Source organism: Candidatus Niyogibacteria bacterium, assembly GCA_016432485.1.
Classification (GTDB): domain Bacteria; phylum Patescibacteriota; class Minisyncoccia; order HO2-45-28; family HO2-45-28; genus HO2-45-28.
The window spans coordinates 668,627-687,314 of the sequence record CP066691.1; the positions used below are offsets into that span (position 1 = coordinate 668,627).

Annotated in this window: 21 protein-coding genes and 1 other RNA gene; 14 read left to right on the forward strand and 8 right to left on the reverse strand. The window is 42.9% G+C overall.

Features of this window, described 5'->3' with window-relative positions; translation table 11 throughout:
- The first annotated feature begins 166 nt into the window (after positions 1 to 166).
- The 5 genes from HYY55_03780 to HYY55_03800 all read left to right on the forward strand — a co-directional run bounded on the left by HYY55_03780 (position 167) and on the right by HYY55_03800 (position 2,514).
- A complete protein-coding gene (locus HYY55_03780) occupies positions 167 to 634 on the forward strand; it encodes an NUDIX domain-containing protein (protein QQG46053.1) in 468 nt (155 codons plus the stop codon).
- A 22-nt stretch (positions 635 to 656) separates the two neighbouring features.
- A complete protein-coding gene (locus HYY55_03785; protein ID QQG46054.1) occupies positions 657 to 1,124 on the forward strand; it encodes a GNAT family N-acetyltransferase in 468 nt (155 codons plus the stop codon).
- A gap of 108 nt (positions 1,125 to 1,232) precedes the next feature.
- Positions 1,233 to 1,643, forward strand: coding sequence for a nucleoside 2-deoxyribosyltransferase (locus tag HYY55_03790; protein QQG46055.1), 411 nt, complete (start codon positions 1,233 to 1,235; stop codon positions 1,641 to 1,643).
- Positions 1,644 to 1,693: 50 nt separating this feature from the next.
- The gene (locus HYY55_03795) at positions 1,694 to 1,906 is read left to right on the forward strand and encodes a YwbE family protein (protein ID QQG46056.1); all 213 of its coding nucleotides are present in this window, start codon (positions 1,694 to 1,696) and stop codon (positions 1,904 to 1,906) included.
- Between the two features lie 38 nt (positions 1,907 to 1,944).
- A complete protein-coding gene (locus tag HYY55_03800; GenBank protein QQG46057.1) occupies positions 1,945 to 2,514 on the forward strand; it encodes a DNA-3-methyladenine glycosylase in 570 nt (189 codons plus the stop codon).
- A gap of 89 nt (positions 2,515 to 2,603) precedes the next feature.
- Here the strand turns inward: HYY55_03800 and HYY55_03805 are convergent, their stop codons facing one another.
- The gene (locus HYY55_03805) at positions 2,604 to 3,011 is read right to left on the reverse strand and encodes a hypothetical protein (GenBank protein ID QQG46058.1); all 408 of its coding nucleotides are present in this window, start codon (positions 3,009 to 3,011) and stop codon (positions 2,604 to 2,606) included.
- 56 nt (positions 3,012 to 3,067) lie between these two features.
- Here HYY55_03805 and HYY55_03810 point away from each other — a divergent pair, with 56 nt between their 5' ends.
- Both HYY55_03810 and HYY55_03815 read left to right on the forward strand, forming a co-directional pair.
- On the forward strand, positions 3,068 to 4,066 hold the full coding sequence (locus HYY55_03810; GenBank protein ID QQG46059.1) for a phosphotransferase: 999 nt from the start codon (positions 3,068 to 3,070) through the stop codon (positions 4,064 to 4,066).
- A 54-nt stretch (positions 4,067 to 4,120) separates the two neighbouring features.
- The gene (locus HYY55_03815) at positions 4,121 to 4,423 is read left to right on the forward strand and encodes a nucleoside triphosphate pyrophosphohydrolase (protein ID QQG46060.1); all 303 of its coding nucleotides are present in this window, start codon (positions 4,121 to 4,123) and stop codon (positions 4,421 to 4,423) included.
- A 49-nt stretch (positions 4,424 to 4,472) separates the two neighbouring features.
- Here the strand turns inward: HYY55_03815 and HYY55_03820 are convergent, their stop codons facing one another.
- Complete coding sequence (locus HYY55_03820; protein QQG46061.1) at positions 4,473 to 5,165, reverse strand: hypothetical protein; 693 nt, start codon at positions 5,163 to 5,165, stop codon at positions 4,473 to 4,475.
- A gap of 60 nt (positions 5,166 to 5,225) precedes the next feature.
- Here HYY55_03820 and HYY55_03825 point away from each other — a divergent pair, with 60 nt between their 5' ends.
- A complete protein-coding gene (locus tag HYY55_03825) occupies positions 5,226 to 5,984 on the forward strand; it encodes a ZIP family metal transporter (GenBank protein QQG46062.1) in 759 nt (252 codons plus the stop codon).
- Positions 5,985 to 6,010: 26 nt separating this feature from the next.
- On the opposite strand, the gene rplT is transcribed toward HYY55_03825, so the two are convergent.
- Genes rplT through infC form a run of 3 tightly spaced genes read right to left on the reverse strand, consistent with a single transcriptional unit; the run spans position 6,011 to position 7,023 of the window.
- Entirely contained in the window at positions 6,011 to 6,361 is a 351-nt protein-coding gene (rplT, locus tag HYY55_03830) for a 50S ribosomal protein L20 (GenBank protein QQG46063.1), read from the reverse strand.
- Positions 6,362 to 6,371: 10 nt separating this feature from the next.
- Positions 6,372 to 6,560 carry a 50S ribosomal protein L35 gene (locus HYY55_03835; GenBank protein ID QQG46064.1) on the reverse strand — a complete coding sequence of 63 codons (189 nt, stop codon included), beginning with the start codon at positions 6,558 to 6,560 and terminating at the stop codon, positions 6,372 to 6,374.
- 1 nt (position 6,561) lies between these two features.
- Complete coding sequence (gene infC, locus HYY55_03840; GenBank protein QQG46065.1) at positions 6,562 to 7,023, reverse strand: translation initiation factor IF-3; 462 nt, start codon at positions 7,021 to 7,023, stop codon at positions 6,562 to 6,564.
- 121 nt (positions 7,024 to 7,144) lie between these two features.
- Here infC and HYY55_03845 point away from each other — a divergent pair, with 121 nt between their 5' ends.
- The 3 genes from HYY55_03845 to HYY55_03855 all read left to right on the forward strand — a co-directional run bounded on the left by HYY55_03845 (position 7,145) and on the right by HYY55_03855 (position 10,355).
- Complete coding sequence (locus HYY55_03845) at positions 7,145 to 8,518, forward strand: tryptophanase (GenBank protein ID QQG46066.1); 1,374 nt, start codon at positions 7,145 to 7,147, stop codon at positions 8,516 to 8,518.
- A 78-nt stretch (positions 8,519 to 8,596) separates the two neighbouring features.
- Positions 8,597 to 9,400, forward strand: coding sequence for a hypothetical protein (locus HYY55_03850; GenBank protein QQG46067.1), 804 nt, complete (start codon positions 8,597 to 8,599; stop codon positions 9,398 to 9,400).
- Between the two features lie 82 nt (positions 9,401 to 9,482).
- Entirely contained in the window at positions 9,483 to 10,355 is an 873-nt protein-coding gene (locus HYY55_03855) for a transglycosylase SLT domain-containing protein (protein ID QQG46068.1), read from the forward strand.
- Between the two features lie 217 nt (positions 10,356 to 10,572).
- On the opposite strand, the gene ssrA is transcribed toward HYY55_03855, so the two are convergent.
- The 3 genes from ssrA to smpB form a co-directional block, all read right to left on the reverse strand.
- Positions 10,573 to 10,923, reverse strand: a transfer-messenger RNA (tmRNA) gene (gene ssrA / locus HYY55_03860).
- A gap of 32 nt (positions 10,924 to 10,955) precedes the next feature.
- Complete coding sequence (locus HYY55_03865) at positions 10,956 to 11,975, reverse strand: ATP-grasp domain-containing protein (GenBank protein QQG46069.1); 1,020 nt, start codon at positions 11,973 to 11,975, stop codon at positions 10,956 to 10,958.
- 81 nt (positions 11,976 to 12,056) lie between these two features.
- Positions 12,057 to 12,503 (reverse strand): SsrA-binding protein SmpB, encoded by a 447-nt coding sequence (smpB, locus tag HYY55_03870; GenBank protein ID QQG46070.1) that lies wholly within the window; start codon positions 12,501 to 12,503, stop codon positions 12,057 to 12,059.
- A 46-nt stretch (positions 12,504 to 12,549) separates the two neighbouring features.
- On the opposite strand from smpB, the gene HYY55_03875 reads away from it, so the two are divergent.
- From HYY55_03875 to HYY55_03885, 3 genes are all read left to right on the forward strand, one after another.
- Complete coding sequence (locus HYY55_03875; GenBank protein QQG46071.1) at positions 12,550 to 14,121, forward strand: arginine--tRNA ligase; 1,572 nt, start codon at positions 12,550 to 12,552, stop codon at positions 14,119 to 14,121.
- Positions 14,122 to 14,504: 383 nt separating this feature from the next.
- Positions 14,505 to 15,224: a GNAT family N-acetyltransferase gene (locus HYY55_03880; GenBank protein ID QQG46072.1), complete on the forward strand. Its 720-nt coding sequence runs from the start codon at positions 14,505 to 14,507 to the stop codon at positions 15,222 to 15,224.
- A gap of 56 nt (positions 15,225 to 15,280) precedes the next feature.
- Positions 15,281 to 18,688, forward strand: coding sequence for a class I tRNA ligase family protein (locus tag HYY55_03885; protein QQG46073.1), 3,408 nt, complete (start codon positions 15,281 to 15,283; stop codon positions 18,686 to 18,688).

An 18,688-nucleotide genomic window follows, 5' to 3' on the forward strand; every position in this document is an offset into this window, starting at 1 on the left:
GGCGTATATGCGGGCGATTGACATTTCGCGGCCGTGGCTTAACGCTGTAGTGCCAGCGGTGGCGTTTATGTTATCAACACTCACGATGCCGTTTTTTAAGAAATTGTGGTTAAAATTCGTGCGGAGTAGGCGATAAGCAACAAAAGTGCTATGGAAAATGAGGAGTATGAAAAAACCATTGTTCAAATTAAAACCGGGACAAGTTGATTATACAAACGCCAGGTGGGCGCCGGTGATAAATTGCGTGCTTAAATATCGCGGTAAAATCTTGATAGTTCAAAGAAGCAAGACATTGAATTTTTACCCCGGATACTGGAACGGCATTTCGGGGTTTCTTGACGACAAAAGAACTCTTGAACATAAAGTCAAAGACGAATTGAGAGAGGAATTGGGGATCAGCCCTAATAAGGTCAAAAAAATAAAACTCGGCGAAATTTTTCATCAAGATGCGCCGAAATATGGAAAAACATGGATTGTGCATCCGATTTTAGTTGAAGTTTTGTCAGACAAAATAAAACTTGATTGGGAAGCAAGAAATTATAAGTGGATTAAACCGCAGGAGACCAAAAAGTTTAAACTTCTTCCGGGATTTGATAAGGTTTTACAAAAATTATTTCCGCGGTTGCGGCAATAAATAAAGTGTCGTGGGGGATAACATGCAAGTCATAATTAGAAAAGCGGAATTAAGAGACGCAAAAGTAATTGCGGAGTTGCACAAAAAAGTTGTGAGCGAGGTTAATTCTAAATTTTATCCCGTCGAAGCCATAGAAGAATGGAGTAAAGACATATCGGAAAAAAACGTAAAAAACCAATTTCGAAATTCAGATTGGATAGTGGCCGAGGCGGGAAATAAGTTGGTTGGGTTTGGACAATATTTGGCCGCCGAAGGAAGGGTTTTTCAAATCAATGTCAGTCCAGAGTATCTAAATCAGAGCATCGGCAGGAAATTATATGATTATATGGAAAATGATTTTATATCCAAAAAAGTTGAAAAGATTGAATTGAATTCAACCTTAAATGCAATAGGATTTTATCAGAAATTAGGATTTAAGATGGTAGAAGAAATTTATATCGGGTCGATAAAAATGATAAAAATGGAAAAATCCCTGCGAGCTAGTCAATAAGCAATAAAAGTGCCACGGGAAGTGACATCTCGCAATCCCGAGCAAAGTCGAAGGATAAGAAGTGTCATGGGGCCAGCTGAGCTGGCTGGGGCGTAGGAGTATAAATTTATGTATTTTTTAGCATCACCATTATATAGAACAGATATAAAAGGCGTTGAAAAGGACGCGGCAAAGATGCGTAGGAATGAGATTATTGCTGAAACACTTGAACAAGCCGGAATTAAGCTTATCTTGCCACAGAGAGATGTTGATCAAGCACAACCTAAGCGGAAAATTTGGGAGCAAGAATTAGAATTGATCAGAAAGTGTGATGGAATGATTGTTATTTTGTCGGATACAAGAGGACTTTACCTCGAGACGGGATTTGCGAACGCATTAGGGAAGAAAGCGTTTGGTCTTAAAGTGGAAGAAACAAGGCCAGTTCCGCTCGATGGCTGGACTGCTCAATGGTTTGATTTTCTTACCGACGATGTCGAGAAACTGATAGAATACATAAAATCCCTGCGAGCTAGTCAATAAGCAATAGAGATGCCATATGACGCATGGATAAATACATTTAAAATTATATTATGACAGGTGACAACAAAAACCCGCCGAAGAGGTCGGAAATCAAGCCGGGGGACGCGGTCTGGATTATTGAGAAGGAAAATTACGGAACGGATAATTATAAGCAGGGAATTGTTAAGGAGCTTCTGACCTCCAAAGAAAATCATCCGCGCGGGGTAAAGGTGCGTCTGACCGACGGCTCCGTGGGACGAGTGCAATGGCTGATGGAAAATTAAAATAAATAGCATTTTCTAATTCGATCGAATAGTTGAATATGGCGGAAATAAGATTAAACAGGAAATTTTTTGAGAGGCCGACGGTGGAAGTGGCCAAAAATTTGCTTAGGCAAGTTTTGGTTCGTAAAATCGGCCCGCCCTCCGCCAAAGGCTACGGCGGACACAGCAAAAAAGAGATTCGGGGCGTTATTTGCGAAACGGAAGCGTATGTCGGCCAAAATGATAAGGCCTGCCACGCCTCTCGCGGACGCACGCCAAGATCAGAAGTTCTTTTCTGGGAGGCGGGTAGGGCTTACGTTTATTTAATTTACGGAATGCATTACTGCTTTAATGTCGTGACCGAGAAAAAGGACTTTCCTTCGGCGGTTTTGATTCGCGGAGTGATTCCCTTTGGCGGTACGGAAAAGATTTTTGGTCCGGGGAGGGTCTGTAAATTTTTCAAAATTGGTAAAAAATTTCATGGGCAAGATTTAATCGGCAATAAGGCGCTCTGGTTTGAAAGGGGTTCAAAAATTTTGGGAGCAAAAATAAAAAAAGGCCCGCGTGTCGGGGTGGACTACGCGGGCCCGTGGGCGAAAAAACCCTGGCGATTTTTGCTCGTCTCTTAACCAAAAAACCAGCTAACAACATTCTAACATTCTGCAGAATGTTAGAATGTTGCGGAAAAGAAAAAAGCCGCTGTGGACGGCTGTATTACCTATTGCATTTCTTCAATCAGCGCATCGTGCGATAAAATGAACCCGTCTTTCCATCGCACATTTCCGCGTTCGTCCTCACGGGTATATCCCAAATGTTTTTCGCAGAGAGCACAGGAGACCCTAATTCTTTTTCTCAACTTGGTTAGAGATAAAGCCCAACCGCCGGTAAGGCCAAACGGCATGTGGTCGCACTCTATTTTTTCTGGTTTGCAGTTTTTACATGGGCGATATCCCGCCTCAATAGCATCTTCCCATGTATGGAAAAAAATACGATTTTCTTTCTTGGCCCTCTTTCCGCTTCCGCATGAAAGTCGACCAAAGATTTTCTGAGTTGTTATGCCCGCGTATTGTCCCGGATAAGGGGATTTGATAATCTTGTTGTGTTTCCATATCTCATATAGTTTCACTTCTGTCTCCTTGCGGTGTCGGGAACTCTAAAATAATTGTATTATATGCATATAAAATGAAAACACCGCCGGAGATTAGGGATATAAAAAAGTGGCTAGTCAACCCCCACACCTATCGAGCAATAGCACGAATGTGCAATGGCAAAAATTGCTTGATAGGTGTGGGGGTCAAGAAAAATCCTCTTGGTTTGTTTGGTAAAAACAAATTTAGCGTTAAAAACATTGATCCTAAGCCGTGGTCGGGGCATTTTAATTATTTAATTAAAGTCGGCGGGAAAAAATTTGTTTTGCGCCTCAAGGGTCCGGAATGGGGCGAGCCGACAAAAGGGATTTTGGATGAGTATAAAACTTTGAAATATGTTGAAAAATATAAAGTCGGGCCGAAAGCATTTTATTTAACCAAAAACTTTTTCAGCTCGCCCCGTCAGAGGCGGGGCGAGCCGGCGATGCTTGAGGAATATCTGGAAGGAAAAATTTTTACGAAATTTTCGGTGAGGAAACAAGAAAAACTTTTCGGGCAAATTGCCAAATTCATCGCCCGCCTTAATAAAATCACGGTAAACAAAAAACTTGTGCCATTTCAAGAAGCGATGATGAGCTACGCCAAAAACAAAAAAGCGTGGCGCAGGCGCCTGAAAGATATTTTAAAAAACAAAAAAACACGAAAGGAGGGCCTGAAAATCAAAAATATTTTGCCAAAAGCCGAGCGTATGCTCGATGGGTTTGAGCCGAGGTTAAAAAGAGTTATTAAAAAACACGGCCCCGTTTTTATTTTTGAAAGCGCGCATGCCGGACATTTGTTAAAAACAAAAAACGGATTCAGATTTTTCAACTGGGAGCAGGTGAGTTTCGGCGACCCGTCGTATTCGCTCGCTGTATTTTTGGCTTCAATTCAGAAAAAGACGTACTTTGAAAGGGTGAAAGAAAAAATGATAAAAATATATTTGAAAGAAAATTATGTTCCGGAATTTAAAAGACTTGTTGAGCAGCGCCTGAAAGAGCGCGAGGTCTCAAATATGATTTGGAGAATCTGGATAAAAACTCAAAGAGAATAAGAAATATTATGGGAAATGATAACAAAAACCCGCCGAAGCGCGCTGAAATAAAATATGAAATATAACAAATTAGTGCGAGACAAAATACCTGAATATATTCGTAAGAAGGGCGGAAGCCCGATAACGCATATCGCGGATGAGGCAGAGTATTGGCAGAAGTTGAAAGAGAAACTGCTTGAGGAGATAGAAGAGTTCAAAAATAACGAGAGTATAAAAGAATTCGCCGATTTACTGGAAGTTATTGATGCGATAGCGGATTACAAAAAGTTTGATAGAAATGAAGTGAAAAAAGTCAGAGATGAGAAGGCGTCAGGGCGAGGAAAATTCAAGGATAAAATAATTTTGGACGAATCATAAAACAGTAGAAATGTCACGGAAGATAATGTTAAGAAAAAGGAGCGATCTTTTAATCGCTCCCGACGTTTTTTATTTTCATGCGCCAAGCATACAGGTTTTGGACAATATATGCGCCGAATAAGAAAAATCCTACAAATATTACGCCCCATAATCGTCCCGAGATTATACCAATGACAATGCCAAGAAGGATCGCGCCTATTGTAATTTCAGCAGCGGCTCGTTTGCTTTTTTCCATCCAAATTTTAAAAAGCCAGCACTGATGCTCTCTATGTATACCCCTCTCCGTATTATCAAGATACGCGCTTTTTGTTTTTGTATCCGCTCTAAATGGCCATAACCAGTTTATAGTTGGAATATCATGCAAGAAATGCCAGAGAACACAAATGGTCGCCACAACGCTCCAAAATAAACCGCCGATTACCGCGCTTAAGCCAAAAGTTGCCGGCAGAATAAAAAGAGGCCTATGCAGTAATGTTTTATGAGAATCTACGCATAGCCCATTCTTTTTTAGATAGATCATGGGGACGACAAAATCAGGAATGAGCGCGAAAATTCCGCCTAAAAAATAGTGATAAATCTGGACTTGATAGCCTGTCAAGAGCGAAGACAGAAATACAAGAAATGTCCCTGCGCTGAAATCCAGAAAAGCCGCGAGCATATTGGCGATCAGCCAAAATATTTTCAATTTAGGTTCCTCCTCCGGCAATAGACAGAGTCCGAACACCCCATTTATAAATAGCATAAAATTTTATAATCGTCAACCGTTTTTACTTTCAAAGCGCGACAATATATACTTTAAATCATGATTCTTTTTTACTGGATTTTGGGAGCGAGTCTTTTGTCAAGTTTGATATCGCTTGTGGGGCGGTCTGTCGCTTTTTTGGGCGAGGCAAAATTCAGGCACTATATTCAATACGCCATTAGTCTGGCGGTCGGAGTTTTGCTGGGCGTTGTTTTTCTTGATGTTTTGCCGGAGGCCCTGGAGATGAGCGGGGAGCCCCGCGGGGTGCTTTTATGGGTCCTTGGAGGGTTTGTTTTTTTCTTTATTCTTGAGAGGCTTTTGCTGGTTTATCATTGTCACGAAGGTCAATGTCCGGTTCATGTTTTTGGTTACCTGTCGCTTTTGGGGGACGCCATTCACAACTTTATTGACGGAATAATTATCGCGCTTGCTTTTTTTGTTGATATTAAATTGGGCATTTTAACCGCCCTAGCGGTGGTTTTGCATGAAATTCCGCAGGAGATGAGCGATTTTCTGGTTTTGCTTCATGCCGGATTCAGCAGAGCCCGCGCCATGTTTTATAACTTTTTAATCGCGCTCACCGCCGTTTTGGGCGCGGTTTTAACCTATATTTTTTCTGACGCGATTCAGGGGTTTATCGCGCCGGCTTTGGCTATTGTTGCCGGAAATTTTTTATATATTGCCGCCGTGGATTTGGTGCCCGAACTTCACGAGGCCGAACACAGCCGAAAAAAAACCGCCGTGCTTACGCAGTTTTTATTTATAGTTTTCGGAATTTTAATTATCTGGTTTGCCGGTTTGTTTTTAGAGCCTAATTAGAAAAACTTGTTTTCTAACAGCGAGCATTAAGCCGAGATCGCCTCTTCAATCACTTTTTTAAACACTTCGGGATGATGCTCGGCGAGTTCAGCCAGCATTTTGCGGTCAAGACGAATGTCCGCTTTTTTGAGCGCAGATACAAGTTTGGAATAATTTAAACCGGATACTCGCGCGCCGGCATTTATCTTTGTCTGCCAGAGCCGGCGAAAGTTGCCTTTTTTCTTTCGTCTGTCTGCGAAGGCATTTGACCATGCATGAAGCAGGCGCTCGTTGGCCGTCCGTTCTTTGGACTTAGCGCCCCACTTATACCCCTTAGCGTATTTAAGGATTTTTCGTCTGCGTTTTAATGAAGTTGTTCCCCTTTTTACTCGTGTCATATTTTAGAGATTAGGCATACGGAAGATATTTGCCCAATTCTTTTTTGGATATTGAAAATCCGCTGGATCGTTTAGTGTCCAGTTTGAAAGCGCGCGACTTTCTGGCGCGAAAATGATTTTGGCCCGGGTTTCTTTTTAAAACCCTGCCGCTCCCGGTGATTTTAATTCTTTTAGCAAAAGCTTTGTTCGTTTTTTCCATTTTACTTTTTTTCTACCATTATATATGGTCCGCGCGGACCTCTCTGGGGGCCTTCCACGATTTGATGTTCAACCGTAACATAATTTAAAATGCGTTTCAAGCGGTCATCTAAGAATTTAGGATCAAGGTATTTGGCCCGGCCTCTAAGCATCATTTCTATTCTTATCCGGTCGCCCTTTTCCAAAAAAGTGGAAGCCTTCTTGGCTTTTATTTCCAAGTCGTGTTCTGAAGTTCCAAGCCCGACTTTTATTTCCCGCGTTTCCGATTGTCGTCCTTTTTGGGATGATTTGGATTTGCGCCCCTCTTCGTAGCGGTACTTGCCGTAATCCATTATTTTAGCCACGGGCGGATTAGCTGTTGGCGATATTTCAATCAGATCAAACCCCGCTTCTTTGGCTTTAGCCAGAGCTTCTTCAGTTTTAATAATACCCAGGTTTTTACCATCCGGGCCTATGACCCTCATCTCGAGAGCCGTTATCTGGTTATTTATTCTTGTCTTTTTAATCAGATGATTTATTATAGCCCGAAAGATTTTTTAATGCAATTATTGCGGGTTTTAAATTTTACTTATATAAATAAAATATATGACATATCTGCCTCCGCCGTGGAAAATAAAAGTTGTGGAGCCGGCTATCTTGATTTCGCGTCGAGCCCGCGAGGGGGCGATTAAAAAGGCCGGTTTTAACACATTTTTACTGAAGTCCGGGGATGTTTTTATTGACCTTTTGACCGATTCAGGAACTTCGGCGATGTCCGACAATCAATGGGCCGGATTGATGCTGGGGGATGAGGCCTACGCCGGATCGGAGAATTTCTATAATTTTGCGAGTGCCGTAAAAGATATTTACGGCTTTTCTTATGTCGTGCCCACTCATCAAGGCCGAGGAGCCGAACACCTGATGGCGAAAGCTTTGATAAAAAAGGGACAATTTGTTCTTTCTAATATGTATTTTACGACTTCTCGCGAACATGTTGAACGCCAGGGCGGCGTTTGGAAAGATTGCGTTATAGAAGAGGCCTATGACCCGCAAAAAGCCAAGCCGTTTAAAGGAAACTTTGATATTAAAAAAACCGCGGGTCTTATAAAAAGATTCGGCAAAAGTAAAATCGCCTTTGTGCGCGTTGAAGCCAATTGTAATATGGCCGGAGGTCAGCCGGTTTCAATGAAAAATTTGGAAGATTTGCGCGCGTTAACCCAAAAATATGAAGTGCCTTTAATTATGGACGCGACGCGGGCCGCTGAAAATGCCTATTTCATAAAAACGCGCGAGAAAGAATGGGAGAATGTGTCGGTCAAAAAGATATTAAAAACCATGATGCGTCTGGTTGACGGAATCACCGTCAGTTCTAAAAAAGATAATCTGGTGAATATTGGCGGATTTTTGGCGACTCGCGACAAAAAAGTTTTTGAGGAAACGCGTTCTTTGGTTGTTGTTTATGAGGGTCTGCATACTTATGGCGGAATGTCCGGCAGAGATATGGAGGCGTTGGCCCGCGGCATTAGAGAGATGGTTGACGGCGATGATTATATTGAGCATCGCGTAAAGCAAGTTGAATGGTTTGGCGGGATTTTGAAAGATGCCGGCGTGCCGATAGTTTTGCCTGTTGGAGGGCACGGGGTTTATCTGGATGCCAAAAAATTTTTAAATCACCTGCCTCAAAATCAATATCCCGCGCAATCTTTGGCCGCCGCGATTTATGAAGAATGCGGCGCGCGTTCAATGGAGCGGGGTTTGGTTTCGGCGGGTCGAGATGCCAAAACAGGCCATGAACACGGATCAAAATTAGAGTTGGTAAGATTAACCGTTCCTCGCCGGGTCTATACCAACGACCATCTGGGATATGTCGCGGAGAATATAATTAATCTCTTCAAAAAAAGAAAAACCGCGCGCGGATTAAAAATGGTTTATGAACCGAAGCAGTTAAGATTTTTCCAGGCGAAGTTTAAAAGAATATAAAATGGATGTGGATAAGCGGGTTGACTAATTTATTCGTTTCTCTATAATTTCACTAATTAACAATAATTTTAAAAACTTATGTCGACATCGAACAAAAAATATTTAATTATCGGCGCGCTTGCGGTTTTTTTGACCGGAACTCTTATAGTGTCAGCCAACCATTCATGGGGCGGATATCATTGGGGCAGAACCGCCAATCCTTTTACGCTTGAGTTGGGAAGCAATGTTTCTGAAAAGTGGCTTGAACATTTGAATACGACTGCCGCCGATTGGAGCTTATCAGCCGTTCTTGATACGGTGGTTGGCGCGGGAAAAACCAAGCCAAGAAATTGCAGAGCAACTGACGGCAGAGTTGAGGTTTGCAGCGCCTCTTACGGATTTAATGGCTGGCTTGGAATCGCCCAAATTTGGATTTCTGGAGACCATATTGTAAAAGGCGCAACTAAAGTCAACGACACTTATTTTGACATGCCGGATTATAACAAGCCGGAATGGAGGAATTTGGTGATGTGCCAGGAGGTTGGGCACACATTGGGTCTTGCTCATCAAGACGAGGCGTTTGATAACCCGAATCTTGGCACCTGTATGGATTACACAAACGACCCCTTAACCAACCAGCATCCGAATCAGCATGATTATGACCAACTTGAGGCAATTTACGCGCATTTGGATAGTGTTCAGACCGTCGGTTCTTCCGATGGCGGAAGCGGGCCGGGAAAAGGCAACGGCAAGGGGAATAAATTAGGCGCCGGTATTGATTTAGATAATCCTTTAGAGTGGGGGCGGGCTGTTAAAAAAGACGCACAGGGAAAAAATTCGCTCTTCGTTCGCGACTTGGGCCGAGGCGAGAAGGTTTTCACTTTTGTCATTTGGGCGCGCTAGGACTCTTATTTTAAGCCATATTCAAACAGTCGGCTTTTCGTTATGATGAATAAAGAAAGCCGTAAAGCGGGAGGCGGTTTACATGAAACTCGCGCGTTGTTTGATAGTAGCTGGCGTTGCGGTTTTTTTGTCCGCGGGCTCGGCACAAGCCAGCGAAAAGCCGGAATTTTCTTTTTCATTTCTCGGTTTCCATAAAAAACTTGAAAAATACCGCCCAAAGATTGAAAAATTAAGCCGATATTATGGGATTGACCCCGATCTCGCCTTAGCCATAGCCATGTATGAATCCGGAGGAAACGAGGGGCTGGTGTCGCATGCCGGAGCGAGGGGCATTATGCAGGTTATGCCTTCCACGAAAGACAGCATGCAGCTTGATGACGACATTGAAGCCGGCATAAAGTATCTTTCGCGTCTTAAAAAAATTTTTGGCGACCAATCCTCAAAAATAATCGCGGCTTATAACGGAGGCCCGGGAGCGGTCAGGCGCGACCGATTGCGCCTTGAAACTATTCAATATCTGCAAGGCGTTTCAATGTATCATCACCTGCTTAAACAATATAGGAAAGAAATTGATAAAGAGGCCGCGGATTTGAAAATTGTTGAAATTAAAAATGAGACCTGGCGGGATGTCTCCATCCGTTTTCGTGTCTCCATTTTGGAACTTCGGATGTATAATCCTTTTTTGGCTCATCGCGGAGAGTTAAAGATGGGCGCGCGAGTGGTGGCGCCGAAAATATCGCGCCTCGGAATTAAAAAAGAAAATAACGAATTGATTTACATCGCGCGCTTGGGAGACGAACAGCATCTTTTGGCGAATGTATTTGATGTTTCTTACGATGAATTTCGCAGGCGTAACCATCTTTTTCTTTACGGCGCTGTCTACCCCGGCATCGTGATACGGGCGATAGCGCGGGAATATCTTTTAAGCGGATGGCCCGTAAATAATAAAAAGTAAAAATCCCCCGAGCGCTCGGGGGATTTTTGTATGGAGATGGCGGGAATTCTCTTCACCCGAAAATTTTTGGCGCTTTCAGCGCATCAAAATTTTCTCCTTCAGAGCCAGGGTTTTCAAAAAAGCAAAGCAGTTTGCTTTTTTGAAATACCCTTCAATTCCCGCTACCGAACCATACAGCAAATAAAAATCACCCCGCGCAAGGCGGGGTGATTTTTATTTGTGGAGATGGCGGGAATTGAACCCGCGTCAGGAAATTTCGGGCAGAAACGTTTACAGGCGTAGTCCCGTCTTATTTTCGTTTCGCAACTGAAGACGGAACAAAACATTGCGAAACTTTACTTCTTTGAGTCGTTGCAAACCGAAGCTTGTTTGAAACCAAGCCCCATAATTTTACGCTCCAAGCTCTTTATGAGGCCTCAAGAGCCGGAACGGCTTACGCTAAATTAAGCGTAGGCGAGTGCTGGTTGATAGTTTGCACTTAGAACTGCCTAGCGGATTTGCGAGGTTGCCAGGCACCCTCGGCATGAAGTTTTTTGCCTTCAAATCTCCTTCGAAGCCGGTCATCCCCGTCTTTATTATATACACTAAATTTTGCAATTGTCAAGTTAATGTTTTATTTCCCCGACGCAGCGCGTTTTCTACAATGTCCCTGATTAAATCGTTATAATCAATGCCCGCAACTTTGGCCGCATCGCCGAACTCTTCATTTAATGATATGTCGGGATTGGAATTAACTTCTAAAATATAAGGCCTTCTGTTTTCGCTGACTCGTATATCAATTCTGGCGTAATCACGACAACCGAGCAATTGAAAGGCCTTGAGCGCTATTTTTTCGAGGCGGTTTTTTAATATGGTTTCAATTTGTGCCGGAAAACGAGCTCTAGTGCCATATTCTCTTTTTGTGGAATTCCACTTTGCTTCGTATGAGAATACTTTAGGTTCTGTCGGATCCAAGCCGCTGAAATCAAGTTCTCCAATTCCAAAAATTCTTGGAGGATTGTCTACGACCACCACGGTAAACTCCCGTCCTTCAATGAATTCTTCAACCAGCGCCGGCTGCTTATATCGCCCGTGAATGAATTGTATTTTTTCTTCCGCCTCTTGAAATGTTCCGACTACGGATTTTTTAGTGATGCCGACGCTGCCATCTTCTCTGACCGGTTTGATAATAAAAGGCGGGGTTATTGATTCAAGATTCGGTTTTTCTCCAATGGGGGCGTAAACCGATGGCGGAACCGGAATGCCCGAAGAGCGTAAAATTTGTTTGCAGCGCATCTTATTTAACGAAAGGCCCAACGGCATAGGTGGGGCGCCGGTGTAAGGCAACTTTAAAAGTTCCAGCCATCCGGCAACATACATTTCCGTTAGACTCCTGTGCGGGTGATTATGAAGAGACACACATAAATTAAAAATCACATCCGGCTGTATTTTTTCAAGCGCGGCTGTAATTTTGGAATCAGAATTTTTTAGATTTAATGTTCGGACATTAAGCCCCGTTTTTTCCAGGGCTTGTTTTACGTCTTTAACATCCTGCACATCTTCTTGATCGTTGAGCTCGGAATCAAAATGGTTTTCTATTTTTTGCAGTGGTTCGATGTTCGCGGCGTTGTATAAAATCAAACAAGTTTTTCCTTCAAGTCTCACTATTTAATTGTAAAGTATTTTATTTACAGTTAAAGATGTGTATAACTAAAAATTGATTTATTCGTGTTTCAATTCTCTTTCAATCTTTCTTTTTGATTCGCGTTCTTTTATTTTTGCTCGTTTATCGTATTTTTTCTTTCCTCGGGCTATTCCAATTTCCATTTTCAGCACTTGTCCTTTGGCATAGATTTGTATCGGTATGACGGCGAGCCCTTTTTGTTCTGATTTTCCGGCCAGATAGTTTATTTCACTCTTTTTTAAAAGAAGTTTTCGGGTTCGCTGCGGTTCGTATTCTTTTGGCGTGTTTGCCGCCTGATACGGTGGTATTTCCATTCCTATTATATAGGCCTCGCCCCCGCGGATTATAACGCGCGCGCCCAAAAGCGAGCCCTGTTTATTCCGCAAGGCCTTAACTTCAAATCCGCGCAATTCCAACCCCGCCTCCAGTTTTTCCAGAATCTCATAATCAAAATATGCTTTTTTGTTTTGCAATAGGCCCGTCATAAAAGAATTATCGCATTTTTATCTATTTTACGATAGATTATAGGTAATGCTTCGCGGGAGAATAAAAAAAGAAATTGAAAAACTTGCGCCGAAGGGGGCGGAATTTTCCATTTTTCGGCCTGAGCGTGAGGCGTTCGGCGACTATTCGTCAAATGTGGCGATGATTGCGGCTAAGGCGGAGAAAAAGAATCCGCGCGAACTTGCCGCGGATTTTAAAAAGGAACTGGAGAAATCAGGTCTTTTTAAAAAAATTGAAATCGCGGGCTCCGGATTTTTGAATTTCTGGATTACGGACGGAAAGGTTGCGGAAAGTTTTGGGCAGTTATCAAAAATTAAAGGATTGCCTAAACTCAATTTAGGCAAAAATAATAAAATTCAAATTGAATATGTCTCGGCTAATCCAACGGGCCCTCTTACGCTGGCTAATGGCCGGGGTGGTTTTTTAGGAGATGTTTTGGGTAATGTTCTGGGACTCGCCGGTTTTAAACTTGAGCGGGAATATTATGTTAATGACACCGGAAATCAAATAATAATTTTGGGTAAATCAATACTTGCGTCAGCCGGACTGATTCCCCGCGAGGAAATATTTTATAAAGGGGACTATGTTAAAGACTGGGCAATAAAAAATAAAACCAAAGTTAAAAAGTTTAAAGATAATTCCTTAAAACTGGGTCAAGAAGCGGCAAAGGATTTTTTGAAGTCAATTAAAAATTCTTTGGAAAAAAAAGCAAAAATAAAATTTGACCGTTGGACTTCCGAAGACAAACACATCCGCAAGAGAAATTTTGTGGAAAAAGCGCGGGCGCTTTTTGACAAAAAAAACCTTATCTATAAAAAAGACGGCGCCGTGTGGCTGAAAACAACCGATTTTGACGACGATAAGGATAGGGTCCTTATAACTTCCGACGGCTATCCGACATATTTTTTGGCAGACTCCGGACACTATCTGGAAACTTTGTCACGAGGGTTCAAGAAAAAAATAAATATTTTGGGTCCTGACCACTACGGATATGTTGCGCGTATTCAGGCGGTTGCCGAAATTGTGGGAATGGAGGAATCCGAAATTATTGTTACCCAAACCGTGCGACTGATGAAGGGCGGAGAAGAATTTAAGATGTCCAAACGCAAAGGGACATTTGTGGAATTTGAAGAACTGATTGATGAAATTGGGTTGGATGCTTCTCGTTGGTTTTTTTTGGAACGCTCGGCCGATACCCACATGGACATTGATTTGGAATTTGCCAAAAAACAATCGGCGGAAAACCCCGTTTATTATGTCCAGTACGCGCACGCGCGCGCCGCTAGCATTTTAAGAAAAGCTCGCGCCGCGAGCACTCGGCCTCCAGCTTCCGTCTTCCAGCCTCAAGAACTGAGTTTTATAAAAAAACTTCTTGAGGTTGCCGATGTTTTGGAAGACACGGCGAAAGATTATCAAGTTCAGCGCCTGACCGCTTACGCCCATGAACTTGCGCAGGCGTTTTCGGCTTACTACCGAGATGTGAAGGTTTTAGGCTCGGGCGAAGATGAATCGCGCCGGCTTTTCATAGTAAAGTCCGCCAAAAATATCCTCGGTTCGCTCTTGAAGCTTCTCGGCATCTCGGCTCCGGAAAGGATGTAATACGATTTACTTTGTTTTTTGCAAAACTATCAATAAAATTTTACATACTCTTTGGGAGGGAAGCGTCCCACAAAATCATTAAAATTACATACATCATTTCCGTACGATCGTACAAAAATGATGTATATTGACAAAATTTGTATTCAGAGTATACTTTAAAATCATGCATTATCAATTTTGCATGGCCAATAAAGGTCTTAATAACCCGACTTTCGTCCGGGATATTTCCCGCGTTTCGAGGGAGGACCATTTGGCCAAAAGCGATTTTGTTTAATGCGAATTTAATTTAAAAATCAACAATTAAATTTCACAAAGACGCCCCGGCTAAATGGAGTCGGGGCGTCTTGTTTTGTTCTCTTATAACCATGGAGGAGGAAGCCAAAATGGAAAATAACGCCGTATCTCTTCGCGGAAAAAAAGTTGCGCTATGTGTTCCGGATAGAATTAAACATCTTGAAAATGCCATCAAATGGATGAACGATCCGGAGGTAACCCAATTCGTCACCACTTATTTGCCGGTAACCAGAGATTTTGAAGAGGCGTGGTTTGATAATTTGGGAAAAGAGCGCGAAAAAAACGTCGTTTTCGCGATTGAAACCAAGGACGGCAAACACATCGGCTTTACCGGACTGCATAATATAAATTGGCACGACCGAACAGCTGTCGTCGGAGCCATAATAGGCGATAAGGAATATTGGGGCAAAGGACACGGAACAGATTCAATGATGATTTTACTTTCTTACGCTTTTCTTACTCTGGATTTAAGAAAGGTGCGCGCTTCGATTCTGGCTTTTAATCAAAGAAGTTTGAAACACGCGATCAAATGTGGCTATCGCAAGGAAGGCGTTTCAGAAAAACAATACTATAAAAACGGAAAGTATGTTGATGAAATTTTGATGGCCGTTTTCAAGAATAAATGGATTTTGTTTCAGAATAGGGAGTTTCGTGAAAAAGGGGAATTGACCTTTCCGCAAGATATTTGTCCGAAATGCGCTGGAAAAATGAAAAAGCTTGCGAGGCCGGTCAGTCGTTCGGAATATCGGAATTGTTGGCGCTGCGAAGATTGCGGTTTTGAGACCGAACTGACAGAGATGCAGAAATAATAACTCGCGAATTAGGCGCCCTAGAAATGGGGCGCTTTTTTAGTTAAAGTAATCCTATGACCGACAAGGATTCGGAACATAAAAAATCATTTTCCGAAAGTGAGAAAGAAATTTTGGAATACTGGCGGAAAAATAAAATTTTTGAAGAAACCCTTGATAAAACCGAAAAGGGCAGGCCATTCGTGTTTTACGAGGGACCCCCTTACGCCAATGGCCGGCCGGGTATTCATCACGCGCTTGCCCGCGCCTTCAAAGACGCGATTTTGCGTTTTAAGACCATGCGGGGATTTTATGTCCGCAGGAAAGCCGGATGGGATACTCACGGATTGCCGACTGAAATGGAAGTCGAGAAAAAACTCGGTTTGGCTTCCAAAAAAGATATAGAAGAAAAAGTCGGATTGGAAAAATTCGTTGAGGAAGCCAAAAAAAGCGTGTTCGGCTACAAAGAAGAATGGGAAAGACTGACCGACCGAATGGCTTACTGGCTTGATTTAAAAAATCCGTACGTGACTATGACCAATGGCTATATTGAGTCGCTCTGGTCGGTTTTTTCCAAGATCGCGGAAAACGGATATTTGTATAAGGACTACAAGGTTTTGCCGTGGTGTCCGCGATGCGGAACCTCGCTTTCGTCGCATGAACTCGCGCAGGGTTATAAAAAGGTAAAAGACGAATCAGTGTATGTTAAATTTCCCCTCAAACAACCTAAAAGCTATTTATTGGTTTGGACGACGACTCCCTGGACTTTGCCGGGCAACATTGCTTTGGCGGTCAATCCGAAAATCGGCTACGCGACGGTTGAAAAAAACGGCGAGCGGCTGATTTTGGCTAAAAGCCGGCTTGAAGTTCTTGAAGAAGATTATAAAGAAATAAACGAACAAAAAGGCAAAGATCTGATCGGTCTGGAATATGAGCCGCTTTATCCAATATCTAACATTAAACATTCAACATCCGATTATAAGATAGTAGAGTCGGATTTCGTAACTGCCGAAGACGGCACCGGCATTTTGCATGTAGCTCCGGCATTCGGCAGAGAGGACCAGGAAATAGGCAAAAAAGAAAAATTGCCAACTCCGATCACGGTGGACGAAGAGGGGAAATTGAAAGCGCCCGGGTACGCTTGGGACGGCAGATATTTCAAAGACGCCAATCCGCTTATTATTGAAGATTTAAAAAACCGGCAGCTTCTTTTTAAGACCGAACTTTACGAGCACGACTATCCGTTTTGCTGGCGTTGTCAGTCGCCTCTTATTTATTTCGCGAAGAATTCGTGGTTTTTAAAAACAACGGCGGTTAAAAATCAAATGATCGCCGAAAATAAAAAAATCGGCTGGCATCCGGAGTTTATTCGCGACGGGCGATTCGGCGAGTGGCTTTCCGAAAATGTTGATTGGGCGATTTCGCGCGAGCGTTACTGGGGGACTCCCTTGCCGATATGGCAATGCAACGCGTCCGGATGCGGGCATCAGGAAATAATCGGATCGCTTGAAGAACTGGATAAGTTCGGGACAAAAAGAACTACGCGAGTTTTTATTATGCGTCACGGCGAGGCGGATCATAATGTTAACGGCTATGTGGGGCCGGTTATAAACGGCTCCGGCCTTACCGCAAAAGGCAGAAAACAGGTTGAAAAAGAAGTCAAAAAATTGGTCAAAGAAAAAATAGACATTATAATTTCTTCCCCGTTAACTCGCGCAAAACAAACCGCAGAAATTGTGTCTAAAACATTGGGAGCAAAAATAGAGGTAAACGAAAATATTTATGATTATAACTGGGGCAAACTTCAAGGAAAAACGGTTGCGGAAGGGAACAAATTATTTCCGCTTGAAAGGAGATTTAAAGAATCTCCGCCGGGGGGAGAGAGCATACCGGATGTTCGAGCGAGAATGATGATGGAGTTAAGGAAAGTTGTCAAAAAGCACGGCGGCAAAAATATTTTAATTATCAGCCACGGTGATCCGATATGGATTTTGAACGCGGCGCTTGAAGGGGCTGAAGAAAAAGATTATCCGCGATTATGGTATCCGAAAACAGGCGAAGCAAAAGAACTGAAGCTTCATAATTGGCCGTATAACCGAGCCGGAGAGCTGGATTTGCACCGGCCTTATATTGATTTGATTGATTTGGTTTGTGCCAAATGCGGAGGCGAAATGAAGCGCGTGAAAGAAGTCGCTGATGTGTGGTTTGATTCGGGCGCCGTGCCGTTTGCCCAGGACAACTTTTTATTCGGCGCGAAAGCGAAAAGGCCCAGTCAATACCCCGCCGACTATATTGCCGAGGGAGTTGATCAAACCAGGGGCTGGTTTTATACGCTGCTTGCCGTTTCGTCTCTATTGAAATTGCCGGCGCCTTATAAAAACGTTCTGGTCTTGGGATTGGTTCTTGATGAAAAAGGCGAAAAAATGTCCAAGTCGCGAGGTAACGCGGCTGAACCGCTGACGCTTTTTGAAAAATACGGGGCGGATGCCGTCAGATGGTATTTTTACACCGTTAATCAGCCGTGGGACGAAAAACTTTTTAAAGAATCGGACATCGCGGAGGCCTCGCGAAGATTCCTGAATATTTTTTGGAACTCGTTTGTGTATTGGAGGACTTATAAAGACAAGGGGAGTGTCCTGAAAAAAAAGCCGAGGCTTCTTATAAATAAATGGCTGGACATCAGATTAAACCAGGTTGGATACGACGCGACTGAAGCGCTTGAAAAATTTGACATTGTTCGCGCCGCGCGGATGATTGAAAACTTCGTGGCTGAAGATTTGTCGCGCTGGTATATCAGGCGGATAAGAGACGCCATCAGATTCGGCTCAAAGCCCGAGAAAAAAGAGATAAGCGATATTTTTGGCCTTGCTTTGCGCGAGGTTTCAAAATTAGCGGCTCCTTTTATTCCCTTTTTGACAGACAGGATGTTTTTAGAAGTTATGAAAAACGGCAGTATTCATTTGGAAAAATGGACTAAATTCAAAAAACCGTCAGTATCCGAAAAAAAACTGGTTGAAGAAATGAACGAGGCGAGACGGATTGTTTCCTTGGGGCTTGAAGCGCGGGCGAAAGCCGGCATTAAAGTCCGCCAGCCGCTCGCATTGCTTAAAATCCGAAATCCGAAATCCGAAATCCGAAACAAAAAAGAATTTCTAAATTTAATAGAAGGGGAGGTGAATATTAAAAAAATAGTTTTTGATCCCAAAATCAAAGACGAAGTTGAGTTGGACATAAACATAACTCCCGAACTGAAAGAAGAGGGCCAGCTTCGCGAACTTATACGTCATATTCAGGAGAAAAGAAAAGAAGCCGGTTTTAAGCCGTCAGATAAAATAACTTTTGCCGCATTAACCGACAGCAAAGGCGCCGCCTTTGTAAAGAAGTTTGAGGCAATCCTTAAAAAAGAAGCGGGGATTAAAATAATAATTTTTGGAGAAGCGAAGCAAGAGCGGGGGCCCCTCATTTCTTTAAAATTTAATATATAA

Excerpts from the sequence above, each read along its gene's own strand:
- HYY55_03780 (QQG46053.1), top strand. The coding sequence starts at position 167 with ATGAAAAAACCATTGTTCAAATTAAAACCGGGACAAGTTGATTATACA.
- HYY55_03785 (QQG46054.1), top strand. The coding sequence starts at position 657 with ATGCAAGTCATAATTAGAAAAGCGGAATTAAGAGACGCAAAAGTAATT.
- HYY55_03790 (QQG46055.1), top strand. The coding sequence starts at position 1,233 with ATGTATTTTTTAGCATCACCATTATATAGAACAGATATAAAAGGCGTT.
- HYY55_03795 (QQG46056.1), top strand. The coding sequence starts at position 1,694 with ATGACAGGTGACAACAAAAACCCGCCGAAGAGGTCGGAAATCAAGCCG.
- HYY55_03800 (QQG46057.1), top strand. The coding sequence starts at position 1,945 with ATGGCGGAAATAAGATTAAACAGGAAATTTTTTGAGAGGCCGACGGTG.
- HYY55_03810 (QQG46059.1), top strand. The coding sequence starts at position 3,068 with ATGAAAACACCGCCGGAGATTAGGGATATAAAAAAGTGGCTAGTCAAC.
- HYY55_03815 (QQG46060.1), top strand. The coding sequence starts at position 4,121 with ATGAAATATAACAAATTAGTGCGAGACAAAATACCTGAATATATTCGT.
- HYY55_03820 (QQG46061.1), bottom strand. The coding sequence starts at position 5,165 with ATGCTATTTATAAATGGGGTGTTCGGACTCTGTCTATTGCCGGAGGAG.
- HYY55_03825 (QQG46062.1), top strand. The coding sequence starts at position 5,226 with ATGATTCTTTTTTACTGGATTTTGGGAGCGAGTCTTTTGTCAAGTTTG.
- rplT (QQG46063.1), bottom strand. The coding sequence starts at position 6,361 with ATGACACGAGTAAAAAGGGGAACAACTTCATTAAAACGCAGACGAAAA.
- HYY55_03835 (QQG46064.1), bottom strand. The coding sequence starts at position 6,560 with ATGGAAAAAACGAACAAAGCTTTTGCTAAAAGAATTAAAATCACCGGG.
- infC (QQG46065.1), bottom strand. The coding sequence starts at position 7,023 with ATGAGGGTCATAGGCCCGGATGGTAAAAACCTGGGTATTATTAAAACT.
- HYY55_03845 (QQG46066.1), top strand. The coding sequence starts at position 7,145 with ATGACATATCTGCCTCCGCCGTGGAAAATAAAAGTTGTGGAGCCGGCT.
- HYY55_03850 (QQG46067.1), top strand. The coding sequence starts at position 8,597 with ATGTCGACATCGAACAAAAAATATTTAATTATCGGCGCGCTTGCGGTT.
- HYY55_03855 (QQG46068.1), top strand. The coding sequence starts at position 9,483 with ATGAAACTCGCGCGTTGTTTGATAGTAGCTGGCGTTGCGGTTTTTTTG.
- smpB (QQG46070.1), bottom strand. The coding sequence starts at position 12,503 with ATGACGGGCCTATTGCAAAACAAAAAAGCATATTTTGATTATGAGATT.
- HYY55_03875 (QQG46071.1), top strand. The coding sequence starts at position 12,550 with ATGCTTCGCGGGAGAATAAAAAAAGAAATTGAAAAACTTGCGCCGAAG.
- HYY55_03880 (QQG46072.1), top strand. The coding sequence starts at position 14,505 with ATGGAAAATAACGCCGTATCTCTTCGCGGAAAAAAAGTTGCGCTATGT.
- HYY55_03885 (QQG46073.1), top strand. The coding sequence starts at position 15,281 with ATGACCGACAAGGATTCGGAACATAAAAAATCATTTTCCGAAAGTGAG.